We start from the raw sequence: 20,091 nt of genomic DNA, 5'->3' as shown, positions 1-20,091 counted from the left end.
CCGCACGCCCAAAAAGGAATTCGGAGAATTATGATGCAAGTACTGGTAGCCGGTGCAACCGGTAACACCGGCCAGCGCCTCGTCCGCGAACTGCACGAGCGCGGGCTCAACCCCGTCGCAATGGTCCGCGAAAGCTCGGACACCTCGGGCCTGCCCGAGGGTGTCGTCCAGCGCCAGGCGGATCTCACCGACCTGTCCGACGACGTCACCGAAGGCTGCGACGTCGTCGTGTTTGCCGCCGGTTCGGGCGGCGACACTTCGGCCGAAATGACCGACAAGGTCGACCGCGACGGGGCGAAGAAGCTGATCGACCTGTCGGTGGCGAACGGCGTGCGCCGGTTCGTCATGCTCAGCAGTATCGGCGCGGGCGACCCTGATCCCGACCACGAGCTGGGCCATTATTTGCAGGCGAAGCACGAGGCGGACGAACACCTCAAGGCGACCGATCTCGAATATGCGATCCTGCGGCCGGTCGCGCTGACCGATGAAAGCGGGACCGGCGAGGTCCGCCTGGGCGAGAATGTCGACCCCAAGGGCGAGGCTGCCCGGGGGGATGTCGCCAAATTGCTCGCCGATGCGGCGGAATCGCCGGAATGGGTCGGCAAGGTGCTCCATATGGAAAGCGTCGGCTAATCGCGGTAACGCTGCGCCATCGCTGCAACCATGAGAAAGGGGCCCTGCCGCGTGAGCGGCGGGGCCCCTTTTCCTATTCGCCGAGCCGCGAAAAGCACCAAGGACATGAGTCAATGGTAGAGCGAGTTCGAAACTCGGAAAGGCTCGGGAACCGGGGAATGACATCGAAGGTCACGTGGCACAGTAGTTTCCCTGACTATCACTTAACCATCATTTGGGCTGTGCATGGCACTGCGACCGAATGATCGAGGATCGGGTGAAATTGTTGCAGCACATCGACAGGTTGATCGGATTCGAATCCGACGACGAGATTGCTGACAGGTTCAGCCGCGAACGCGTTAAGTCGGTCCGCGAAACAATTCACTATTACTACCTCACCATACTTGCTCCTTACGCCGGGCTGGCTTGGGTAACATGGGATCACCTCGTCACCCGGATCGTGGCGTGCATTCTGGCGCTGGCCGTCGCGTTTCGTTTCCGGCACTGGATGCTTCCGGTACCCGAAGGGAAAACCGAGGACGTCAATCGCAACGCCGCCCGGCTGACCGGTTTTATGGTGGTGCTGTTGTCCTGCACACAGGCCGCGTTCTACCTTACGCTTGCCTTCGATCTCGACGGCATGGCCGGCGGCACGCCGAGCTGGTTGCCCATCCTTGCGCTGGGTTTGCTAGCCGCACTGACGCAGGGTGCCGCACTCACCGGGATCATTTTCGCCTCAAGGGTGATTTTCTTCTGCTTCGTCATGCCGGTCGTCGCCGCGGTTCTCTATCTTTTCGCTGCATCCAATATCCCGGCTTCGGTCGCGACGGTCGTCCTTACGGCCGTCAATTTCTATATTGCCGAAACCAGTCACCGGACGCAGTTGCGGCTGTTCCAGGCCCAATACGATGCGGACGCGGCGTTGCTGCGAATGGAGCGCACCAATACCGAGTTGGCCGATGCGCGGCGCAACGCGCAATATCAGGCGGAAACCGACAATCTTACCGGATTGCGTAGCCGGCTGGCCTTCATCCACGACATCGAGGCGAAGCTCGACGGTGGGCAGTGCGGCCTGCTGGCGGTGATCGATCTCGACCGGTTCAAACCGATCAACGATCTGTACGGCCACCATGCGGGCGACATAGTCTTGCGTCAGGTCGCGCTTCGACTTCAGCGCGTTCTGCCCCAGGGAACGGTCGTGGGCCGTCTGGGCGGCGACGAGTTTGGCGTATTCATCGCGGGATCTTCCTGCCTCGCCGAACTGGGGGAATTGGTCGATGTGTGTGACAAGGCGCTAAGGCAGTTGTGCAAACCAATGCGTCTGGCGAATGCGCAGGTCAGCATCGGGGCGTGCGCTGGCGCTCGCTTGCTTGGCGAGGACGCCCCGGATGTCGACCAGGCACTGCGCGATGCCGATGCAGCGCTTTATTTTGCCAAACGCAACGATATGATCGAGACGAAGCTGTTCGACGCAGAGATTCGCGACAAGAACAAGCGTCTCCACGCGATCGAGACCGCGCTGCTCGAGGAGGGCGCGCTGGATCAGCTTTCGCTGGCCTACCAGCCGATCTTCAACCTGCGGACCGGACAGCTCTCGTCGTTCGAAGCGCTGGCGCGCTGGGAGCACCCGGTGCTCGGCAATATATCCCCGGGGCAGTTCATTCCGATCGCGGAGCGGATCGGCTGCATCCGGCCGATCACTCTCGCATTGCTTTCGCGCGCAGTGGACTTCGCTGCCGAATGGCCGGCATCGTGCCGTCTGTCGTTCAATCTAAGCGCAGCGCATATTTGCGGCGGCGACGCGGCGAGCGAAATCGTCGCCCTGATCAAGCAGAAGAATTACCCGGCCGAGCGCCTGCAACTGGAAATCACCGAGACCGCCATGCTGGTCGATTTCGCTACCGCCAGGCGCAATGTCGACATGCTGCGCGAGGCCGGATGTCGGGTGGCGCTGGACGATTTCGGCGCCGGTTTCGCCTCGCTGGTCTATCTGCGCGAAATTCGCTTCGACAAGGTCAAGATCGACGGGTCGTTGATCAAGCGGGCGCGCCATCCTCAGGGGCGCGACATGCTGCGCGGGGTGGTGAAGATGATTGCCGCGATGAAGCTCGAAAGCGTCGCCGAATTCATCGCTACTTCGGGCGACCGGGAAACCGCGCGCGAGCTTGGTGCCGAGTTCGGGCAGGGCTATCACCTCGGCTATCCGCTCGACGAAGAGGGCACGCGGGACCTGCTGGCACAGTACCATTGGCCGCACAGCACGAAAGTGCGCAGCCTCGCAAACTGGGAACTCGACCGGCAGGAAGCGCTGGCACCGTCCGCGCGGCCGCTTCCGCTGACGCGCGAGAAATAGCACCGCCGAACAGGCGGCGTTGGGCTCGGGACATCTCGCTCGCACGTGCCATCACATCATTCATTTTTGCAGCGAGCCCGTCAGAGTGGCTCATCACTTTTCCAAAGGTAAAGCTTGCTTGAGATATAGGTCCTATGGTCCGTATCGCGGTAATTCTCCCCAGCGAGATGGGTTGTCGCCGGATACACTCACGCGATAGAGCGGCGGTACTCTTCTTCACCCGACAAGGATCCGCATTTGCCCAAGCTATCGCATCTCGATCAGGACGGTCGTGCACGAATGGTTGATGTGGGGGACAAGCCGGTCACCGCGCGGCGCGCGCGGGCGCAGGGTCGCTTGTCGTGTTCTGCCGAAACGCTGGCGTTGGTAGAGGAAGGCAAGGCCCCCAAGGGCAGCGTGATCGCAACGGCTGAGTTGGCCGGGGTAATGGCTGCCAAGCGCACGGCGGATCTGATCCCGCTGTGCCATCCCTTGCCGCTCAGCAAGATCGACGTCGCGATCGCCATGGACCTGAGCCTGCCCGGATTTATCGTTGAAGCCGTAGTCCGTACCGAGGGGCGAACCGGGGTCGAAATGGAGGCGCTGACTGCAGTATCGGTCGCCTGCCTTACGCTGTTCGATATGCTCAAGGCAGCCGACAAGGGCATGACCATCGGCGAAATCCGCGTGACCGAGAAGGAGGGCGGCGCTTCGGGCGCCTGGCAGCTCCCGCGATGAGGGCTGCTATGAAGACATTCGGTGAAGCGTCGGCGCTGATCGCGTCCCATGTCGCGCCGCTGGAAATCGAAACCGTCCCTCTGAGCGCAGGCGCCGGGCGCGTGCTGGCTGCAGATATTCGCGCGGCGATTCCGTCTCCGCGGCACAGCGTTTCAGCGATGGATGGCTATGCGGTGCGCGAAAGCGATATCGCTGGGGGTGAACCCGCCCAGGTCGCGGGCGAAGCGCGGCCCGGCGCCCCTTTCGCCGGCGTCCTGCCGGCGGGAGAGGCGGTTCGCATCTTCACGGGCGCACCGCTTCCCGACGGTGCCGATTGCGTGATCATGCAGGAATATGCGAAGCGCGATGCGGACATGGTACGGTTCGCCGCGGGGTTCGGCCCTGCGAAACACGTGCGGCAGCGTGGCAGCGATTTTGAGGAAGGCGCAGTCCTGCTGCGCAGGGGCGCCCGCCTTGATGCGAAGACGCTGGTGGCGGCAGCGGCCGCCGATGTCGCCGAGATCACCGTGCATCGTCAGCCAGCGATTGCGATCATCGCCACCGGGGACGAATTGGCCGAACCGGGATCCGCGCAGTTGGCACCCTACGCCATTCCGGACACGACCTCGCTGGCAATCGCGTCGCTGGCGCAAGATGCCGGTGCCCGCGTAACTTCGCGGTGCCGCGCACAGGACGATTTGCCCGCGCTCGAGCGACAGGCGGGCGAATTGCTGGAGAGTGCCGATATCGTGATTGTCATCGGCGGAGCATCGGTCGGCGATCGTGATTTCGCCAAACCCATGTTCGCCCCGCATGGGCTCGCGCTGGTCTTCGACAGGCTGGCGATCAAGCCGGGCAAGCCGGTGTGGCTCGGGCGGGCTGGCGCACGGCTCGTTCTCGGACTCCCGGGCAATCCCAGTTCGGCCATGGTGGCCGCGCGGCTGTTCCTCGTTCCGATTCTCGAGCGCTTGCAGGGCGGCGAGGGGTATCATGCCTGGCGCGACATGCCGCTGGCCACGCCGCTGCCTGCGACGGGTGACCGCGAGACCTTCGCCAGGGCGCATTGGGGCCAGGCAGGCCTCGAAGTACTGGGCAACCAGGACAGCGGAGTGCAGGGCGGCCTCGCCCGCGCCGACTGGCTGATCCGCTGCCCATCCGGCCAGGACGGCTTGGAAGCAGGCAATACGGTATCCGCTCTGCTGTTCTGAACGGGTGGCTAGCCGCGCACCCACATTGACAGGTCGCCGTCGCCGCGGGTCACATTGCCGGCACTGCCTACCGGTTCATGAATGCCGTCCGTCAGGAACGCGATCATGGCGGTATCGTCTCCTGCGACGCCGGCAAGGGTGCGGCTGCGCGAAGGGGTGAGTGCCACGATCACACCCGATTTGGGCGAACCGTCGCGGCCATAATGGACCGTATAGCTCTCGATCGTCGCCGGCCCCTCGTAGGTCCGGTCGAGCGGGGGGACAGCGCCGCGGCGCGCGTCGGCTTCGGCCTGATAGTCGAAGTCGTGCGGGAAGGCAGCGCCGGTGGGCGTCCCCGCAAGCAGGATAGTATGATTGTGCGTTGCATAGCCGCCATTGGCGAACAGCAGGCCCCTATCCCCGGTCCCGCGCAGCTTCTGCACCATGGCGACGACCGCATGGCTCATGTAATTGCCGATCGGGCCGCCTCCGAAGGTTAGTCCGCCAAACACCGTCGTCGGCCGATCGAGGGGCCAATCAAGCACCCGGCGAGCCATTTTCGGGACACAGGGAAAGCAGCTGTAAAGTTCGACATGGGCCAGATCTTCGGTGCCGACCGCGTTCGACTGCATCGCGCGTTCGATCGATGTCGCGAGGCTGGGTGAAGCATCGTAGCGGTCCCGGTCGAGGAAATTGTCGCTTTCATGCGCCGCTGCGCCATAGCCGATGAAGACCAGCGCCTCGTCCGGGATCCCGCGCCGCCGTGCTTCCGCGAGCGAAGTTACGAGAAAGCCCGCGCCCTGATTGACCGAGGAATTGGCCACCTGCAGCTTGGTATAGGGAAAGGCGATCGGGCGGTTGCGATCGGATGGCGTGATGACGTCCTCCGCGCTCACCGGCTTGGTAATCCACGCACCCTCGCCAGCAGCCGCGACTTCGCTCATGCCCTCCCAGATGGTCCCGCTTTCGGCCTGCCCCTGTGCGAGCGTCTGGCCATAGGCCGCGCGGCCGGCGTTCTCGTACAGCGGATAGACATCGGTCGGGACCGTAAGCCCATAGCTTTGCGCATAGCCCTTGCGCACGCGGTGCGATGCGTCGCGCAGCGCATTGGGTTTCTCGCCGCCATCGCGGGCCTTGAGTGCAGCCAGCTGACCCGCAGTCCGCAGCGCCTCGCCCCCGGTAACCGCGCAAATCCGGGATTCTCCCCGACCGATGCGATTGGCAGCCTCGTTGAGTAGCAGGATCGGGCTGTCGCCGTTGGGCATGGCCGTCTGCATGCAATGCGACGGATCGATGCCGAGCGCCTCGGCGACCTTGCCATCCACCGGATTGAGTTGCGGCCACGCCAGCTGCGCGACAACCGCCAGCGAATCGCAGTCCTCGAGTACGCCGCCACCCGCATCGGCATCCGCGCGCCGCAGCGCTTCGGCCATCAACCCGACGGGGTCCAGGCCGTCACCCGGCTGTTCGGGCCGATCGTTGATCTGGCCAACACCGATAATAACGGGAATGGTCTCTGGATCCTGCTCGGTCACGCTCGCTCTCCTCTCACCGCCATGCCTAGCAAGAAGGTTGCATGCTGCAACCGAAACTTGAGCGGATCATCCAGAGTTTCAGGGAGCTGTGGACTGCCGAGTTCGGCCAAGCCTTCGGGGGTGACCAGCTTGTGCTGTAGAGAAAGAAACTGGGTAGGGGGGGCGCGAAGGTGGTGGAAGCCGTCTTAATACTCGTCGGACTGCGCGGTCCCGCCAGCAGAAACCTTCCGGCCTCTGTCGAACGATTTGAGCGTCGGCGGTGCGCTGCGTTCCCAGTTTGCCGTACGCGAGGCGGCGAAGGGGCGATCTTCGAATTTGCTATCGACGCGGTTCATGGACTTCTGGGCGGAACCGGCGATCCTGTCGATGAAAGCGGTCCCGCTCGACAATCCGGCGCGGACGGCGAGAACGGCTGCCTGCGTCCGGTTGGCCACGCCGAGTTTCAGCATCAATTGGCGGATGTGGACCTTGACCGTACCCTCGGTGCAGTCCTTCGCGCGCGCGATCTCCTTGTTCGACAATCCGTCGGACAGGTAACGCAGCAGTGTCACATGATCAGGGCCGAGATTGGCGTTCTTGAGCATTTGCGTAGCCAGCGCGTTCTTTTCGTATGAAACCGGGCCGATGCACACCCGCGCGTTGCGCTCTGCCAGGCAGATAAGATGACGCAGGTCATCCCGGCAGATCGAAATGGGCGCGGTGCAGACCGGCCGTTCCGCGGCAATCAGGTTCTCGATGATGGGATTATCGAGGTCTTGGCTGAGAACGATCCACGATTTGACGTCGCAATCGGCCATGAGTGTGGCCTCGTCGGCTGCGAATTCGTCATCACCGCCCCCCCAGATATAGATGACGACCGTATCCCTCAATTGGGCGGCGTCGATATCGGCTATTGTACTGGCGCGCGTTTTTACTTTTATGGAATCGCATTCCAAAGCATCGGCGATGGCATCACATACCATCCCGGTGACGCACACGACGACCACCTCGATCGAGCTGTTCATTCTTCATCCCCCGGCTTCCGTATGGCTAACGCCGTCTAAACGATTCGGCCTGCCAACAACATTTGTTTAACGCCTCTGTCCTAGAGCGGGATTGTAGGGAGGCGACAAAGCGACAAATTATGCGTTTAGACAACGTTAGGTAAGCCGCAGCAACTTTAGTTGGGAAACAGAATCCTTTGCGTGCTCACGAGGCGCTATCTAGCGCTTGCGAGTCACGGAATCGCTTTTCTTAACATCTTTTTAACCCTGATTCGGTGCCTTAAGTGCGCTGGTCATGCGCCTCGGTCCGACTATTCTTGTTGTCGGAGGGCACGCCTGCCGCAGTAAAACGAATTCGCAATTGTATTATAGCGAAGTTCGGTCTGCCTGCAGCTGGCACGGTCTCTATTGTCTCGAAGTATCGACTATGGAGAATTACAATGAATACCTTTGCAAAACTCGCAGCTGCAGCCACCATTCCTGCACTGTTCGCCGCTGCTCCCGTTGCCGCACAGGACGCTGAAAGCTTCACACTCGCCCTGTCGGGTTCGGTCGACAGCAACTGCGAACTCGTTCCCGAAGGAAGCGGCAGCTTCGCCGTCGACATGCTCGAAACCGGCAACCAGGGTGCCCTCACGATCGCTTATTCGTGCAACTCGCCCTACACCGTGTCGCTGCAGTCGCTGAACGGCGGCATGCGCCACAGCGAAAGCGGCGGTGCGGTCGTGATCGACTACGACGTGGAAGCAAGCTTCCTGGGTATCGGTCTCGGTGCGACCTCGACCAACTCGGCATCGATGCAGGCCAGCCCGGTCGTGATCGTCACCGACAATGACTGGGCCAACATCCTCGTCAACGGCGGCACCCGCACCGGCAACCTCGACCTCTCGTTCAATTCGCTGAGCGAATATGCCGTTGCCGGCACCTATGAAGACGAACTGACGATCGAACTCGCCGCAAACTACTAAGCTTCCCCGGCCTAAGTGTTTGCGTCAGAACCGGAGGGGCTCTCGCTCCTCCGGTTCACCATTTGGGCGGGGTTTCAGATGGGGGATCTGGAATGTTTTTGAAATTCTTTAAGAGCGCCGCAGCGATCGGATCGCTGGTCTTGGCATCGGCACCTGTTGGCCTGTGGGCCTACGATCTCAAACCGATCGTAGTTCAACTCGAGCCCAGCGGGCCGGGGTCGAGCCAGACAATGGTCATTTCGAACACGCACACGGTGCCCATTGCCATCGAGGTCAAGGCTTTCCGCAGGAAGCAACTGCCATCGGGCGACGATGAACTGACGCCCGAGGACGAGGACCTGCTCATCTACCCGCCGCAGATGGTCCTCCCACCCGAGACCAGCCAGAGTTTCCAGGTACGCTGGGTCGGCGAACCGGTGGTCGACAGGGAACTGGCGTTCCGGATCGTTACCGAACAGTTGCCGATCAAGTTCGAGAAGAAGTCCGCCGGGGAACGCACTGCGGACGTGACCGTCCGCTACCGCTACGAAGCGGCCCTCTATATCATGCCGGATGGCGCGGAGCCTGATGCCGCGCTCACTTCGGTCAGCCGCGTGACGGGCGAAGATGGCAGCGAGTTCCTGGAACTGGCTATTGCATCCAACGGCACGATGCGCGCAATTCTGGACGAACCTTCCGTCATCCTGTCGGGCAGCGACGGCAGCACGTACACGATCGAAGGAGAAGAGGCGGCGGCTCTACAAGGGCTGAACGTCCTGCCTGGCGCCGAGCGCCGCGTTCAAATCCCCCTCCCGCAGCAATTATTCGCCGGGCCACTCACTGGCACGTTGGAAACCCGCTACATCATTCTCCAGTAAGGGTGGCGGCTCCGTGAAAAATTTCAGAAGAGCGGCCGTGGGATGCTTCGCCACCGGTATCATCGCCGGCGTGCCCCATGCGGGTGCATTGCTCGCCCAGGATGTCCCCATCGCCGGGGATGACGAGCAACCCGACCCTGCGCAAGTGCAGGACGAGGTAGGAAAGAGGACCGAACCGGAAGGGGAGGTCGCCACCGAAGAAGCGGACCGTCCCGGGAGCCCGGCATATATTGCGCCCGAAAACCGCGATGCCGACAGCATCTATCGGCAGGTTTTCGGCAAGGAACGGCCGTTGACGCCCGCCGGGGACTACTCCGTCATCGTCGACAACATCAATGTCGGCGAATACCGGATGGATCCGGAGCGCGACGGAGGTTCGGTCGACGCTCGCCTGCTGGTCGCCGCGCTGATACCGATCGCGATCGACGAGACCGAAGCGGCGCTTCGCCGCCTGGCGGAACAACCCCGCGTGTCCTTCGACGAGCTTCGGTCACTGGACATGGCGGTCAATTTCGACCCCGGACAACTGGTCCTTCGCGTGGCTATTCCACCAGAACGGCGCGATGCGCGTCAGTTGGTTCTGCGAGGCGCGCGGAATCGTGCGACGCAGGAATTCGCGGGGCAGGCCGACACTTCCGCCTTCGTTTCGGTGCGCGCGGGACTCGATCTGGTGGAAAGGTCGACGTCGCAGCGCGAAGGGTTCAGAGGGTTTGTCGCCGACATCGATACGGGGGTCAATATTGGCGGCGTGGCGCTGCAGGGCCGGTTTCGGTATGACGAGCGCCGGGCCCGCAAATTCAGTCGCCGCGATGTCCGATTGACGTACGACGACGTCGAGCGTCAAATTCGCTACGAACTGGGTGATCTGAGCGTCGGCAGGCGGCCGTTCCAACTGGCCCCCAGGATCGCGGGCATCTCGGCCTATCGCGAATTCCCGATCGATCCCTATCGTAACATTCGCCCAGTGTCGGAGCAGGGGTTCCAGCTCGATGAACCCGCCCGGGTGGATGTCTATCTGAACGGTGCTCCGGTGCGGACCTACGAACTGGGCAGCGGGCGTTACAATCTGCGCGATATCCCGCTTGTCCCCTCCGCGGCAAACGACGTGGAACTGCGCCTGACCTATGCCAGCGGGCGCGTCGAAGTGCTGGCCTTCCCCGCTTTTTACGACATCGAACTGCTCGAGCCGGGTCTCGTCGATTTCGGGTTCAATGCGGGCGTGTCCTATCGCGACGAAGATGGGCGGCGGGTCTATGACGACGGCGATTACAACGTCATCGGCTACGTCCGCAAAGGCTTGAGTCCGACGCTCACAGCCGGCCTTACGTGGGAAGGCAATCGCGATTTCGATACCGTGGGGTTCGACGCTGTATGGGCGTCGCCGATCGGCTCCTTCGCGATCAATTCGGCCACCAATATCCGGAACCCCAAACCGTCGAGCAGCCGTCTCGCGCTGCAGTATTCGTGGCGCGATACCGACCGCGCGCGGAGCAGGACCATCGACGCACAGGTCGTGATGACCGGCGAGGACTATCAGACCCTCAACCGGATCTTCGGCGGCAACAACGTGAAGCTGTCCGGCCAGTTTCGCGCCGGACAGTCATTCGGCCCGAAATGGCGCGGTCAAGCCTATGCCGGATACGAGGAAGCGCGCGCGTTCGGAGAGCGGTATTACGCAGGGATCAACCTTTCCCACCAGTTCGATTTCGGAACGCTGTCCTTCGGGGCCGAATACCAGAAATCGCCCGAGGATTCGGGTCCTGTCGTGCGCTTGTCCTATTCGATGCCGCTCGGATCGGGGAACCTGTCCGCCAATTACACATCGCAGGACAATGCCGCCCGTGCCGAATACACCAGGCTCGCCGCGCTTGGCGTAGGGTCGATCGGCGCCGCCGCCGGGATCGAGCGGCGCGACGACTTCGATCGCCAGTATGCCAGGTTGTCCTACATCGGGAACCGGTTCGAAACGGGTGTCGAGCAGGCGCGCGCAACCGGCGCGGACGGGTTTCACGATCTCAGGACCCGGCTGACCTTCGGCAGTTCGCTGGCCATGGCGGACGGCGTCGTGGCCGTCGGCCGGCCGATTTCGAACAGCTTCGCGATCGTAAGCGTGAACGAACAGGCCAAAGACTATCGTATCGCGGTAGAACCCAGGACGGGCTTCGGTTCCAGCAAGACGCTCTATTCGGCCTACAGCGACTGGATGGGGCCCGCGGTGGTGCCTACGCTCACCCCCTATTTCAATCGCAGCCTGCAGGTCGATGCCCCTGATGCGCCTGCGGGGATCTCGCTCGGTGGGCAGGTCTTCGCGATCAAACCGGGATACCGTAGCGGCTACCATCTAGAGGTCGGCAGCGAAGCGAATGCCGCGCTGCTCGGAACTCTGATAGACCAGGATGGCGAACCGATCGTTTTCGGTATCGGGGAAGCCGTCCGCGTCGGCTCGAACGAGGATGCGCCAATTCCGCTGTTTACCAATGGTTCGGGCCGGTTCTTCCTCGAGGGCGTGGTCGCGGGGGCAAGTTATCGACTTACTATCAGCCGCGAAGACGAAACCATCGAGACGGTCGTGCCGATCCCCGAAGGAACCGTCGGGATACTTCGGCTGGAAGATCCAGAAGTCATCGGGCCGCGAGACTTGTCACCGGGAGAAGTGCAATGAGTTTACTTCACAAGCTTTTGATAGGCAGCGTGGCTGCTGGCGTCGCCACGCCTCCGCTCTTCGCGCAGGAAACCGCAGGCGGTCCCGAATGCCTGCTCGAGCTGTCCGTCGACAACAACGTCGACTGGCGCGGCCAGCTGGGGCGGGGGTACGAGGTTTTCAGCGGGGAAGAATTGTACGAGGTGGTCAGCGTCGTGGTCCGCCACCAAGGGCAGGCGTGTGACTATTTCCTCACCGGAATGCCCCAGGAGGGCGGCAACGAGAATCTGCTCACAGGGCCCTATGGCGCATTGGCCTATGACGTCCTGCGGCAACCGAGCGGGCCATCGCTTCTCTCGCCTGACTACGCCGGCAACGAACTGACACGCCTTCATGGGCGCTTTCCGGATGGGGCCGGGGCGCAGCAATATGTGCTTTACGTGGCGATCCCGCCCGAACAGAACGTCGGCGGGGGGATCTATTCCGACCAGGTCCAGCTGCGCGTTTTTGCCGACCATTTCGGTTCGCCCGAATTGATGGATCAGGCGTCCTTCGCGATTACGGCGCCGGTGGCCGATACGCTGGAGGTCGATAGTATCGATGCCGGCCCGGGTGCCAATACCCTGAAGATCGACCTCGGCAATCTGGCTCCGGGCGTCGTCCGCGTGCTCGATTTCAGTCTGCGCAGCAACGCCCCGATACGCGTCGGTGCGAACTCGCAGAACAAGGGATTTCTGGCGCATCAGGCGAGTGCGCCCGGTATCCCGTACAGCCTGGTGGTCGGCGGCAATCGGATAGATCTCTCGAGCAACCGACTCACCCAGGCGATCGCAGGGGATCTTTCGAACCGAACGATCGTCCCGTTCCGCATCGAGGTCGAGCCGAATTACGGTGCGGCCGCCGGGACGTATTCGGATGTCCTGACGATCACCTTTCAGGTCGACGGCTGATACCGGCCTCCGCCTCGGGGCGTTAACTTGAACAGGAGGTGGGATGCGTACAGGGTATGGCTTTTGGAACGCCGAACACGGGAGCGCGGTGATGGGATCGGATCGGGAGGATCACCCGGAGCAAAGACGGGGCGTCGATCTTCGCCGGAGCCCGCGTCACCGCCTGGTGTTGCCCGTCGACCTCGCATTCGAGAACGAAACCTCGAATGCGCTGGTCCTCGATCTTTCGGAGAACGGGTGCCTTATCGAAGCGGAACGGCGCATTGAGCTGGGCGAAACGCTCCAGATCGAATTCTACGAGAACCCCGAGCTGCGGTACAAGGCGAAGATCATTTGGGGCGGCAACGCGCTGTACGGGTGCCAGTTTTTCCAGCCCATACCCGAAACCATCGTCGAGGAAGCGCGGCTCTGGACCGTTCCAAGGCTGATCGGCGAGGCGATCGACGGGGCGTCGGCGGACCAGCTGCCAATCGCGATAAGGGCCGCGCGCAGCAGCGCGGGCCTCTCCGCTGCCGAGCTCGCCCGGCGCGCTGGCGTCAGCAGACCCACTCTCTGGTCGTGGGAAACGGGAAAAAGCCGCCCGACGAAAGAGAACCTGGCCAATCTCAAGCAGGCCTTGCAAATGGAAATGGGCGACGGTGCAGCGCGCGCCGAAGACGACGAACCGGTCGGGAAGGTTCAGCCATCGCTCAACCAGGTCGTCGAGCGCCATCGCCAGTCGATGGCAGACGAACTCGGCGTCGCGCCCGGCAGTATCAAGATCAGCATCGCGTTCGATTGAACGCGACGCTGCGTTGCGCCGTTCGGGCGCGCCATCGCCGCCCTTCGCCCCGTTCAACTGTCCTTCGCGAATTGCAGGATCTTCTGGCGTAGCCAGGTCAATCCCGCATCGCGCGTACGCGATACGTGGTGCTGCATCATTTCGCGCATGGGCGACAGGTCGTAGGGGAGGTCGACGATCGCGAGGTCGAAGACGGGCTGGGTTACGCGCGCGAGGCGTTCGTGCATAACGGCCAGGCGGTTCGTCCCGCGCAGCAGCCAGGGCACCTGGATGAAGGATTGCGCCGCCACGTCGATCCGCCGGTCGGGGGCGAGCTTGCGCAGGATCGCCTCGATATAGGTATCCTGGTTCGATATGCGCACGACCACATGGCCGCATTCGTTGAACTGTTCGATCGACAGGGGGCCTTGCAGGAACGGATTGTCCCTGGCGCCGACGACGACATGGCGTTCCTCGAACAACAGCTCGCGCGGGTGATCGGTTTCGAGGAACTCGTTGGGTGTCATCAACAGGTCGATTTCGCCTGCTTCGAGCCGCCGGGCACTCTGCGCACTGGGTAGTGACAGGTTCAGGCGGATTTCGGGCGCTTCGATCTGCAGATGTTCGATCAGCGGCACAAGCAAGACCGTGGTGATGTAATCCGATGCGTTGATCTGGAAACGCCGCTTCGATGTCGCCGGATCGAAACCGGTGCCCGTGGCGATGAGCGTTTTGAGCCGCATCAAGGTCGTGCTGACCTCGGGCGCCAGCGTCAGCGCATGCTGTGTGGGGATCATCTTCTTGCCATGGAGGATCAGGAGTTCATCCTGAAAACTCTCCCGCAGTCGCTTGAGTGCGGCGCTCATCGCGGATTGCGTCACATTGAGGCGCTTGGCCGCACGCGTCACGCTACGCTCCTCGAGCAGAACCTCGAACGCGACGAGCAGATTGAGATCGAAATTGTCCAGCCGCATCATGCATCGCTATCATCGATAGCAATTCAGAAAAACAAAAAATTGGACTGATGATAAGGTGAGGCGCAGTCTGCCGGGTAATAACAAAAGATGAAATTTGGGAGATTGAGGATGCGGAAGGTTTATCTGCTGGGAAGCGCTGTCGGTGCCATAGCCGCGGTTGCGGTCGCCAGTCCTGCCATGGCGCAGGACATGGCCACGCAAACGGAAGCTGAACGTGAAGCCGAACTGTCGGAAACGGAAGGCGTCCCGGGCGGCCTGAATACGATCATCGTGACGGCGCAGCGGCGCGCGGAAAGCCTGCAGGACGCAGCGATCCCGATCGACGCGCTTTCGTCTGAAAAGCTTACGCGGGCGGGAATTGAAAGTGCGAACGATCTCAGCCTTCGACGTGTTCGGCGAGGACCGTCAGCCCGTTTTCGCCGACCTCGGCAAAGCCGCCGCGGACTTCGATCGTCTCGGGTTCGGCGCCTTCGGTCTTGTAGACCTGCACTGCGCCGTCGCGGATCGTTGACATCAGCGGCGCATGGCCTTCGAGCACACCGAATTCGCCTTCCGAGCCGGGGACGACCACCATGTGGACATCCTCGGAACGGACCAGCTTCGCCGGTGTGACGAGTTCGAAGCGGAGAGCCATGTGCTTACGATTCCTCGGCCAGCTTCTTGGCCTTTTCGACCGCCTGGTCGATGCCGCCGACCATGTAGAAGGCCGCTTCGGGCAGGTGATCGTATTCGCCGTCGACCACCGCCTTGAACGAGGCGACCGTGTCTTCGAGCTGGACGAACTGGCCGGGAATGTTGGTGAACACCTCGGCGACGTGGAACGGCTGCGACAGGAACTTCTGGATCTTGCGCGCACGGGCCACGGTCAGCTTATCTTCTTCCGACAGCTCGTCCATGCCCAGGATGGCGATGATGTCCTGGAGGCTCTTGTACTTCTGCAGCGTTTCCTGGACGCGGCGGGCGGTGTTGTAATGCTCCTCGCCGACAACGCGCGGTTCGAGCACGCGGCTGGTCGAGTCGAGCGGGTCGACGGCCGGGTAGATACCCAGTTCCGAGATCGCACGGTTGAGCGTGGTGGTCGCGTCGAGGTGGGCGAACGAGGTGGCCGGGGCCGGGTCGGTAAGGTCGTCGGCGGGAACGTAGATGGCCTGGACCGAGGTGATCGAACCCTTGTTGGTCGAGGTGATGCGTTCCTGCAGGTTACCCATGTCGGTCGACAGCGTCGGCTGGTAACCCACGGCCGAAGGAATGCGGCCGAGCAGTGCCGACACTTCCGAACCCGCCTGCGTGAAGCGGAAGATGTTGTCGACGAAGAACAGCACGTCCTGGCCTTCGACGTCGCGGAAGTATTCCGCCATGGTCAGGCCCGACAGTGCGACGCGGGCACGTGCGCCCGGCGGTTCGTTCATCTGGCCGAACACCAGCGCAACCTTCGAACCTTCCGAGATGGCATTGCCGTCGGCGTCCTTGGCGATAACGCCGGCGTCGAGGAATTCGTGATAGAGGTCGTTACCCTCGCGGGTCCGTTCACCGACACCGGCGAAGACGGACACGCCGCCATGGCCCTTGGCGATGTTGTTGATCAGTTCCTGGATCAGCACGGTCTTGCCGACGCCGGCACCGCCGAACAGGCCGATCTTGCCGCCGCGTGCATAGGGCGCGAGCAGGTCGATGACCTTGATCCCGGTGACGAGGATGGCCGCGTCGGTCGACTGGTCGACGAACAGCGGGGCCTCGGCGTGGATCGGCATCGTCTGGTCGGCGCCGACCGGGCCGCGTTCGTCGATCGGCTCGCCGATGACGTTCATGATGCGGCCAAGCGTCTTCGGACCGACCGGGACCGAGATCTGCGCGCCGGTGTTGACGACTTCCTGGCCGCGGACGAGGCCGTCGGTGCCGTCCATGGCGATCGTGCGAACGGTGTTTTCACCGAGGTGCTGCGCCACTTCGAGGACCAGCGTGTTGTCGCCGTTCTTCGTTTCGAGCGCGGTCAGGATGGCGGGCAGTTCGCCTTCGAACTGCACGTCGACGACGGCGCCGATAACCTGGCTGATGGTGCCGTTGGGCGATTTGTTGAGTACGGGTGCGGTGGCCATGATCTATGTCCTGACTTGGGGTTTATCGCGTCTTAACCGACGCAGACATTTTCCGGATCGGCGAAGGTCCATTCGCCTTCGCCAGCAGTGAGTGTCGCCTTGTTGCGCAGATATTCGTCGTCGCCGAGGCCGAACTCGCACACGACGTCGGGCGAACCCATGCCGGCGCGCTTGCACATCGCGGTGTTGATCGGTTCCTCGTCCGGGCAGGCTTCGGCGTATTTTTCCGTCAGCAACGCCTGGTCGGGCGCGGGCAGGGTTTCGATCGGCTCGGGCGTCACGACCTGTTCGGGCGCAGTCTGGGCGGCGGGTTCTTCGCCGCAGGCTGCGAGCAGGGCGAGGGGCAGGAGGAGGGCAAGCTTGTTCACGTAGGGTCCTTAGAGAGCTTCCGCACCGGCGATGATTTCGATCAGCTCGGTGGTAATGGCGGCCTGGCGGCTGCGGTTGTACTGGATGGTCAGCTTGTTGATCAGATCGCCGGCGTTGCGCGTGGCATTGTCCATGGCGGTCATCGAGGCTCCCTGTTCGGACGCCTCGCGTTCGAGCAGCGAACCGAACAGCTGCGTCTTGACGTAGCGCGGCAGCAGTTCCTCGAGGATTTCCTCCTCACCGGGTTCGTAATCGACCACCGCGTCGCCGCCGGTCCCGGCATCGCTTTCGGGCGAGGGGACGGGGATCAGCTGGTCGACGGTCGGGTCCTGCGCCAGTGCCGAGCGGAAGACCGGGTAGATCAGGTGGGCAATGTCGAATTCGCCCTGCTCGAAGCGGCCGATCAGATCGTCGGCGATCGCTTCGGCTTCCTCGAACCCGGGGGTGCGGACCTCGGAGGTGTCGAAATGCTTTTCGATACGTTCGGCGAAATCGCGCTTGATGGGCGCGCGGCCCTTCTTGCCGACGAGATAGAAGCGCACTTCCTTGCCTTCGGCGATCAGCGCCCGGGCCTGGGCCTTGGCGGCCTTGACGATGTTGGCGTTGAGACCGCCGCACAGGCCCTTGTCGGTGTTGACCACCACCAGCAGGTGACGCTGGTCGGCGCCATTGCCGGCCAGCAGCTGAGGCGCGCTGTCGCCGCTGACCTTGCCGGCCAGCGATGCCATCACGCCCGAAAGCCGTTCGGCATAGGGGCGTGCGGCTTCGGCCGCAGCCTGCGCACGGCGCAGCTTGGCCGCTGCCACCATCTGCTTGGCCTTGGTGATCTTCTGGGTCGACTTGACCGAGTTGATACGGCCCTTGAGTTCCTTGAGGCTAGCCATTTCGGCTCCCTATCTTCGTGTCTCTGGGCTCAGGCGAACTGCTTGGCGAAGGTCTTGAGCGCGTCGACGACCTTGTTCTTGGTGTCGTCTTCGAACTTGCCGGTGTTGCGGATCTCTTCCAGCACGCCAGCGTGTTCCGTGCGCATGTAGCTGAGCATCTGCTCTTCGTACTCGGTCACACGGTCGACGGGGACGCTGTCGATATAGCCATTGGTGCCGGCGAAGATCGAGACGGTCTGCTCTTCGAACGGCATCGGCGAGAACTGCGGCTGCTTGAGCAGCTCGGTCAGGCGTGCACCGCGGTTGAGCAGACGCTGCGTCGCGGCATCGAGGTCCGAACCGAACTGCGCGAAGGCCGCCATTTCGCGGTACTGCGCGAGGTCGAGCTTCATCGAACCCGAAACCTTCTTCATGGCCTTGGTCTGGGCGGCGCCGCCGACACGGCTGACCGACAGGCCGACGTTGATCGCCGGACGGACGCCCTGGTAGAAGAGGTCGGTTTCGAGGAAGATCTGGCCGTCGGTGATCGAGATCACGTTGGTCGGGATGTAGGCCGAAACGTCGCCCGCCTGCGTCTCGATGATCGGCAGCGCGGTCAGCGAACCGCCGCCCTCGGCCTTGCTCATCTTCGCCGCGCGCTCGAGCAGGCGGCTGTGCAGGTAGAACACGTCACCCGGGTAGGCTTCGCGGCCCGGAGGACGACGCAGCAGCAGCGACATCTGGCGATAGGCCACGGCCTGCTTGGAAAGGTCGTCGTAGCAGATCACGGCGTGCATGCCGTTATCGCGGAAATATTCGCCCATCGCGCAGCCGGTGTAGGGCGCGAGATACTGCAGCGGGGCAGGCTCCGAAGCGGTCGCGGCGATGACGATCGAATATTCCATCGCGCCGTTTTCTTCGAGCTGCTTGACGATCTGCGCCACGGTCGAACGCTTCTGGCCGACCGCGACATAGACGCAGTAGAGCTTCTTGTTCTCGTCGTCGCCGGCGTTCGCTTCCTTCTGGTTGATGAAGGTGTCGATCGCGACGGCAGACTTGCCGGTCTGACGGTCGCCGATGATCAGCTCGCGCTGGCCGCGGCCGACGGGGACGAGTGCGTCGACGGCCTTAAGGCCCGACTGGACGGGTTCGGAAACCGATTCGCGCGGGATGATGCCCGGTGCCTTCACTTCGACGCGGCGGCGTTCGGTCAATTCGATCGGGCCCTTGCCGTCGATCGGGTTGCCGAGCGCATCGACCACGCGGCCGAGCAGGCCCTTGCCGACGGGGACGTCGACGATGGTGTTGGTCCGCTTGACGCTGTCGCCTTCGCCGATTTCCTGGTCCGAGCCGAAGATCACCGCACCGACATTGTCGGCTTCGAGGTTCAACGCCATGCCCTGAACGCCGTTGGCGAATTCGATCATCTCGCCGGCCTGCACGTTGTCGAGGCCGTGGATGCGGGCGATACCGTCACCCACCGACAGCACGGTGCCGACTTCGCTGACTTCGGCTTCGGTCCCGAAATTGGCGATCTGGTCCTTGATGACCTTGGAGATTTCTGCGGCGCGGATATCCATGATGTGTGTCCTTTAAGCCTTCATGGCTTGCGAAAGCGAATTGAGACGGGTGCGGATCGAAGCGTCGATGCGCTTCGAGCCGATGGTGACGACGAGGCCGCCGAGCAGATCGGGCTCGACCTTCGTGGAAAGTTTGACCGTACGTCCCTCGCGGGCGGTCAGCCTGGCCTTGAGATCGGCCAGCTGCGTATCGGTAAGTGCATGGGCGCTGGTGACTTCGGCCGTCACTTCGCCGCGCTGCGCGGCAGCGATCGAGCGGAAGGCGCGGATCACCTTGGGCAGTTCGGCAAGTCGGCGGTTCTGCGCCAGCACGCCGAGGAAATTCTGCGTCAGCTCGGTCACGCCGAGGATCGCGGAAACACCCCACAGGGCCTTCTGCGCATCGCTGCGGCCAACCTTGGGATTGGTGGTGACGGCGGCGAGCTCGCTCGATTCGGCGAGAGCGGTCTCGAGCTGGCCGAGATCCGATTCGACCGCAGTCACGGTTCCGTTTTCGCTGGCGAGATCGAACAGGGCCGAAGCGTAACGCCCTGCCAGGCTAGCCTGAATACCGGCGGAATTATCCACGCGCTTAAGATCCTCTCGGGTCCGGAAGAAAAGTCTGTGTGACCAAGCCGGTCATGGGCCGACGGGAGTCGCCCCGGAAGGTCGGCGCGCGCCTAGC

18 protein-coding genes are annotated in these 20,091 nt (G+C 62.7%); 9 read left to right on the top strand and 9 right to left on the bottom strand.

The features are described from left to right. The first annotated feature begins 30 nt into the window (after window positions 1–30). The 4 genes from SJY12_RS05620 (at window position 31) to SJY12_RS05605 (ending at window position 4,869) form a co-directional block, all read left to right on the top strand. Window positions 31–633, top strand: a complete 603-nt coding sequence (locus tag SJY12_RS05620; RefSeq protein WP_397506378.1) for an SDR family oxidoreductase — start codon at window positions 31–33, stop codon at window positions 631–633. A gap of 241 nt (window positions 634–874) precedes the next feature. Continuing rightward, window positions 875–2,965, top strand: a complete 2,091-nt coding sequence (locus SJY12_RS05615) for a putative bifunctional diguanylate cyclase/phosphodiesterase (protein ID WP_397506376.1) — start codon at window positions 875–877, stop codon at window positions 2,963–2,965. 237 nt (window positions 2,966–3,202) lie between these two features. Further along, entirely contained in the window at window positions 3,203–3,682 is a 480-nt protein-coding gene (gene moaC, locus SJY12_RS05610) for a cyclic pyranopterin monophosphate synthase MoaC (protein WP_160767098.1), read from the top strand. An 8-nt stretch (window positions 3,683–3,690) separates the two neighbouring features. Then, entirely contained in the window at window positions 3,691–4,869 is a 1,179-nt protein-coding gene (locus SJY12_RS05605; protein WP_397506374.1) for a molybdopterin molybdotransferase MoeA, read from the top strand. An 8-nt stretch (window positions 4,870–4,877) separates the two neighbouring features. Here the strand turns inward: SJY12_RS05605 and SJY12_RS05600 are convergent, their stop codons facing one another. Then, window positions 4,878–6,383, bottom strand: coding sequence for an acetyl-CoA acetyltransferase (locus SJY12_RS05600; RefSeq protein WP_397506372.1), 1,506 nt, complete (start codon window positions 6,381–6,383; stop codon window positions 4,878–4,880). A gap of 185 nt (window positions 6,384–6,568) precedes the next feature. Then, complete coding sequence (locus SJY12_RS05595) at window positions 6,569–7,387, bottom strand: response regulator transcription factor (RefSeq protein ID WP_397506370.1); 819 nt, start codon at window positions 7,385–7,387, stop codon at window positions 6,569–6,571. 419 nt (window positions 7,388–7,806) lie between these two features. On the opposite strand from SJY12_RS05595, the gene SJY12_RS05590 reads away from it, so the two are divergent. The 5 genes from SJY12_RS05590 to SJY12_RS05570 all read left to right on the top strand — a co-directional run bounded on the left by SJY12_RS05590 (window position 7,807) and on the right by SJY12_RS05570 (window position 13,563). Next, complete coding sequence (locus tag SJY12_RS05590) at window positions 7,807–8,334, top strand: hypothetical protein (RefSeq protein ID WP_397506368.1); 528 nt, start codon at window positions 7,807–7,809, stop codon at window positions 8,332–8,334. A 92-nt stretch (window positions 8,335–8,426) separates the two neighbouring features. After that, window positions 8,427–9,191, top strand: a complete 765-nt coding sequence (locus SJY12_RS05585; RefSeq protein ID WP_397506366.1) for a fimbria/pilus periplasmic chaperone — start codon at window positions 8,427–8,429, stop codon at window positions 9,189–9,191. 13 nt (window positions 9,192–9,204) lie between these two features. Further along, window positions 9,205–11,853 (top strand): fimbria/pilus outer membrane usher protein, encoded by a 2,649-nt coding sequence (locus tag SJY12_RS05580; RefSeq protein WP_397506364.1) that lies wholly within the window; start codon window positions 9,205–9,207, stop codon window positions 11,851–11,853. Next, window positions 11,850–12,782 (top strand): hypothetical protein, encoded by a 933-nt coding sequence (locus tag SJY12_RS05575; protein ID WP_397506362.1) that lies wholly within the window; start codon window positions 11,850–11,852, stop codon window positions 12,780–12,782. The genes SJY12_RS05580 and SJY12_RS05575 overlap by 4 nt, the downstream gene beginning before the upstream one ends. Before the next feature lie 43 nt (window positions 12,783–12,825). Then, window positions 12,826–13,563 (top strand): PilZ domain-containing protein, encoded by a 738-nt coding sequence (locus tag SJY12_RS05570; RefSeq protein WP_397506360.1) that lies wholly within the window; start codon window positions 12,826–12,828, stop codon window positions 13,561–13,563. A gap of 53 nt (window positions 13,564–13,616) precedes the next feature. On the opposite strand, the gene SJY12_RS05565 is transcribed toward SJY12_RS05570, so the two are convergent. The 7 genes from SJY12_RS05565 to SJY12_RS05535 form a co-directional block, all read right to left on the bottom strand. Beyond that, window positions 13,617–14,519 carry a LysR family transcriptional regulator gene (locus tag SJY12_RS05565; protein ID WP_228135231.1) on the bottom strand — a complete coding sequence of 301 codons (903 nt, stop codon included), beginning with the start codon at window positions 14,517–14,519 and terminating at the stop codon, window positions 13,617–13,619. A 376-nt stretch (window positions 14,520–14,895) separates the two neighbouring features. Next, window positions 14,896–15,153 (bottom strand): ATP synthase F1 subunit epsilon, encoded by a 258-nt coding sequence (locus SJY12_RS05560; protein ID WP_050600268.1) that lies wholly within the window; start codon window positions 15,151–15,153, stop codon window positions 14,896–14,898. Window positions 15,154–15,157: 4 nt separating this feature from the next. After that, window positions 15,158–16,615: a F0F1 ATP synthase subunit beta gene (atpD, locus tag SJY12_RS05555; protein ID WP_050600269.1), complete on the bottom strand. Its 1,458-nt coding sequence runs from the start codon at window positions 16,613–16,615 to the stop codon at window positions 15,158–15,160. Window positions 16,616–16,647: 32 nt separating this feature from the next. Then, complete coding sequence (locus SJY12_RS05550) at window positions 16,648–16,983, bottom strand: hypothetical protein (RefSeq protein WP_050600270.1); 336 nt, start codon at window positions 16,981–16,983, stop codon at window positions 16,648–16,650. Window positions 16,984–16,992: 9 nt separating this feature from the next. After that, complete coding sequence (locus SJY12_RS05545) at window positions 16,993–17,868, bottom strand: F0F1 ATP synthase subunit gamma (RefSeq protein ID WP_397506357.1); 876 nt, start codon at window positions 17,866–17,868, stop codon at window positions 16,993–16,995. A 29-nt stretch (window positions 17,869–17,897) separates the two neighbouring features. After that, on the bottom strand, window positions 17,898–19,427 hold the full coding sequence (gene atpA, locus SJY12_RS05540) for a F0F1 ATP synthase subunit alpha (protein ID WP_397506355.1): 1,530 nt from the start codon (window positions 19,425–19,427) through the stop codon (window positions 17,898–17,900). A gap of 12 nt (window positions 19,428–19,439) precedes the next feature. Further along, complete coding sequence (locus tag SJY12_RS05535; RefSeq protein ID WP_050600273.1) at window positions 19,440–19,994, bottom strand: F0F1 ATP synthase subunit delta; 555 nt, start codon at window positions 19,992–19,994, stop codon at window positions 19,440–19,442. Window positions 19,995–20,091: the final 97 nt, after the last annotated feature.

Origin of the sequence: Qipengyuania sp. R86523, from assembly GCF_044596365.1 — a bacterium.
Taxonomy (GTDB): domain Bacteria; phylum Pseudomonadota; class Alphaproteobacteria; order Sphingomonadales; family Sphingomonadaceae; genus Qipengyuania; species Qipengyuania citrea.
The sequence above is the reverse complement of the archived record's forward strand: the minus strand, read 5'-3'. Positions and strand labels throughout refer to the sequence as shown.

Bases quoted from the DNA above. Each gene is read 5' to 3' on its own strand.
- SJY12_RS05565 (WP_228135231.1), bottom strand. From the start codon at position 14,519: ATGATGCGGCTGGACAATTTCGATCTCAATCTGCTCGTCGCGTTCGAG.
- SJY12_RS05615 (WP_397506376.1), top strand. From the start codon at position 875: ATGATCGAGGATCGGGTGAAATTGTTGCAGCACATCGACAGGTTGATC.
- SJY12_RS05575 (WP_397506362.1), top strand. From the start codon at position 11,850: ATGAGTTTACTTCACAAGCTTTTGATAGGCAGCGTGGCTGCTGGCGTC.
- atpA (WP_397506355.1), bottom strand. From the start codon at position 19,427: ATGGATATCCGCGCCGCAGAAATCTCCAAGGTCATCAAGGACCAGATC.
- SJY12_RS05605 (WP_397506374.1), top strand. From the start codon at position 3,691: ATGAAGACATTCGGTGAAGCGTCGGCGCTGATCGCGTCCCATGTCGCG.
- atpD (WP_050600269.1), bottom strand. From the start codon at position 16,615: ATGGCCACCGCACCCGTACTCAACAAATCGCCCAACGGCACCATCAGC.
- SJY12_RS05590 (WP_397506368.1), top strand. From the start codon at position 7,807: ATGAATACCTTTGCAAAACTCGCAGCTGCAGCCACCATTCCTGCACTG.
- SJY12_RS05570 (WP_397506360.1), top strand. From the start codon at position 12,826: ATGCGTACAGGGTATGGCTTTTGGAACGCCGAACACGGGAGCGCGGTG.
- SJY12_RS05585 (WP_397506366.1), top strand. From the start codon at position 8,427: ATGTTTTTGAAATTCTTTAAGAGCGCCGCAGCGATCGGATCGCTGGTC.
- SJY12_RS05545 (WP_397506357.1), bottom strand. From the start codon at position 17,868: ATGGCTAGCCTCAAGGAACTCAAGGGCCGTATCAACTCGGTCAAGTCG.
- SJY12_RS05620 (WP_397506378.1), top strand. From the start codon at position 31: ATGATGCAAGTACTGGTAGCCGGTGCAACCGGTAACACCGGCCAGCGC.
- SJY12_RS05560 (WP_050600268.1), bottom strand. From the start codon at position 15,153: ATGGCTCTCCGCTTCGAACTCGTCACACCGGCGAAGCTGGTCCGTTCC.
- SJY12_RS05595 (WP_397506370.1), bottom strand. From the start codon at position 7,387: ATGAACAGCTCGATCGAGGTGGTCGTCGTGTGCGTCACCGGGATGGTA.